3 protein-coding genes and 2 pseudogenes are annotated in these 2304 nt (G+C 61.5%); all 5 read left to right on the top strand.

Annotated features, from left to right (window positions below; genetic code table 11):
- Positions 1–259, top strand: a pseudogene (locus Q1V57_RS03160) (cytochrome c oxidase subunit I); the annotation flags it as partial.
- An 8-nt stretch (positions 260–267) separates the two neighbouring features.
- Positions 268–1260 carry a heme o synthase gene (locus tag Q1V57_RS03155; RefSeq protein ID WP_300527521.1) on the top strand — a complete coding sequence of 331 codons (993 nt, stop codon included), beginning with the start codon at positions 268–270 and terminating at the stop codon, positions 1258–1260.
- On the top strand, positions 1257–1490 hold the full coding sequence (locus Q1V57_RS03150; RefSeq protein ID WP_300527519.1) for a protoheme IX farnesyltransferase: 234 nt from the start codon (positions 1257–1259) through the stop codon (positions 1488–1490). Before Q1V57_RS03155 ends, Q1V57_RS03150 begins: the two co-directional genes overlap by 4 nt.
- 89 nt (positions 1491–1579) lie before the next feature.
- Positions 1580–2146 (top strand): cytochrome c oxidase assembly protein, encoded by a 567-nt coding sequence (locus Q1V57_RS03145; protein WP_300527517.1) that lies wholly within the window; start codon positions 1580–1582, stop codon positions 2144–2146.
- A gap of 69 nt (positions 2147–2215) precedes the next feature.
- Positions 2216–2304, top strand: a pseudogene (locus Q1V57_RS15875) (cytochrome c oxidase subunit 3); the annotation flags it as partial.

Here is a 2304-nt window from a genome sequence, read left to right as displayed (position 1 = left end):
CTTCCTCGGGCTGAATGGCATGCCGCGCCGCTATGTCGACTATGCTGACAACCAGGCCTTCTGGAACATGGTGTCCTCCTGGGGCTATGTGATCATGCTGGTCGGTATGGTTCTGTTCTTTGTCCTGCTCGTCGAAGCGATGGTCTTCCGCCGTAAGGCCGAGGCCAATCCGTGGGGCGAAGGTGCGACCACGCTGGAGTGGACCCTGTCCTCCCCGCCGCCCTTCCACCAGTTCAACGAGCTGCCGAAGATCAAATAAGGTCGCTCATGAACCAATCGACGAACGACAGCGTTCATCGCGCAGAGGGCGGGGCCGTTTCTACGGCCTCGCCCCGCGACTATTTTGACCTGCTCAAACCGCGGGTGATGACGCTAGTCGTCTTCACCGCCTTTGCCGGTCTGATTGCCGCTCCGGTCGATGTCGACCCGCTGCTCGCCTTCATCTCCATCGCGGCCCTGGCGGTCGGGGCAGGGGCGGCCGGCGCGCTCAACATGGCCTATGACGCCGATATCGACGCGACCATGAAGCGGACCCAGAAACGGCCCGTTCCGCGTGGTGCGGTCTCGGTGTCGGATGCCTATGGCATGGGCATTGTCGCCTCGATCCTGTCGGTTCTGGTCATGGCCCTGGCGGCGAACTATCTCGCGGCCGGCCTGCTGGCCTTTTCGATTTTCTTCTACGCCGTCATCTACACGGTGATCCTGAAGCGTACGACGCCGCAGAATATCGTCATTGGCGGCGCGGCCGGCGCTTTCCCGCCGATGATCGGCTGGGTCATCGCCACCGGCGAGATCTCGCTGGATGCGGTCATCCTGTTCATGATCATCTTCCTGTGGACACCGCCGCATTCCTGGGCCCTGGCGCTGTACAAGTCCGGCGATTATGCCGCTGCGGGCGTCCCGATGATGCCTGTGGCCAAGGGAGCCAAGTCGACGCGTTTGCAGATCCTTCTTTATTCCATCGTCATGGTGATTTTCGCCGGTGCCCCGGTGCTGACCGGCCTGGGCGGCGTGGTCTATGGCGTGACCGCCCTCGGCGGCGGCGCCCTCTTCATGCTGCTGGCCTGGCGCATCTTCCGTTCGCGGGCGGGTGAGGCCGGTTCGGCAGAAGAAGCCGACCTCTACGCGGTCCGTGCCGGCGACAAGGCGGCCCGTGACCTGTTTGCGTATTCGATCGGCTATCTGGCAGTGCTGTTCGCTGCCCTCATCGCCGAACATGCATTCGGAGCCTATATCTCGGTTCCAGGAGTAAGCGCATGAGCAACGAGACCGATACCCCGAAAGAACACCCGATGGCGGCCGATGATAATTTCGGCTTCCACCATCGCGAAGGCCTGCCGACGGGTGAGAATTACAAACTGACACCGGAGGAAGAAGCGGCGCGCAAGAAGCGCAATGTCGCCATTGCCTGGAGCCTTCTGGGCTTCATGGCGATTGTCTTCACGGTGACCGTGGTACGCATTGGCCAGAACTCGGCCGGTGCGCTGTAGCCTGCGGCAAAACGCACCGGGCTGATCCCCTTGCATAGCGGGGCTGTCCGGGTAGTTATGCTGAGCCTGTAGTTAGATTTGCGAGACCCATGATCCGCTTGCCTCGAAACAAAAACGCCCGCGTCGCCGTAACCGCCGCTCTCGGTGCCATCACCATGATCGGCGCGGCCTATGCCGCGGTTCCGCTGTATGACCTGTTCTGCCGTGTCACCGGCTATGGCGGCACCACCCAGGTCGCCATGGGCGAGGCCGGCGCGATCCTCGATCGCGAAGTCACGGTCTATTTCGATGCGAGCACGGCGCGCGGCTTCGGCTGGGAGTTCGAGCCGGTGCAGCGCTCGATGACGGTCCGGGTCGGCGAAAGCGGCCTGGCTTACTACCGCGCCACCAATACCTCGGACGTCGCGATTACCGGCATTGCCAATTACAATGTCGCTCCGTTCAAGGTCGGTCCGTATTTTTCCAAGATCGAGTGTTTCTGCTTCACCGAGCAGACTTTGCAACCCGGTGAGAGCATGGAAATGCCGGTTCTGTTCTTCGTGGATCCGCTGATCGACGAGGAGCGCCGCATGGACGATGTCACGGCGTTGACCCTGTCCTACACCTTCTTTGAAGCTCAGGGCACTGCATCGGCGACCGCCGACGCCGCGCCTTAGCATTGAACCTTTTTACTGGTGCGGTTATCACCGCATCGAATAGCTGGATTAGATCGCAGGAGATTCGCGATGGCTGGGGATGCTGTTAAGCACGACTATCATCTGGTAGATCCGAGCCCGTGGCCGTTTGTCGGCTCGGTTGGGGCCTTCCTGCTGGG

Source organism: Maricaulis sp. (assembly GCF_030149425.1).
Lineage (GTDB): Bacteria > Pseudomonadota > Alphaproteobacteria > Caulobacterales > Maricaulaceae > Maricaulis.
The sequence above is the reverse complement of the archived record's forward strand: the minus strand, read 5'-3'. Positions and strand labels throughout refer to the sequence as shown.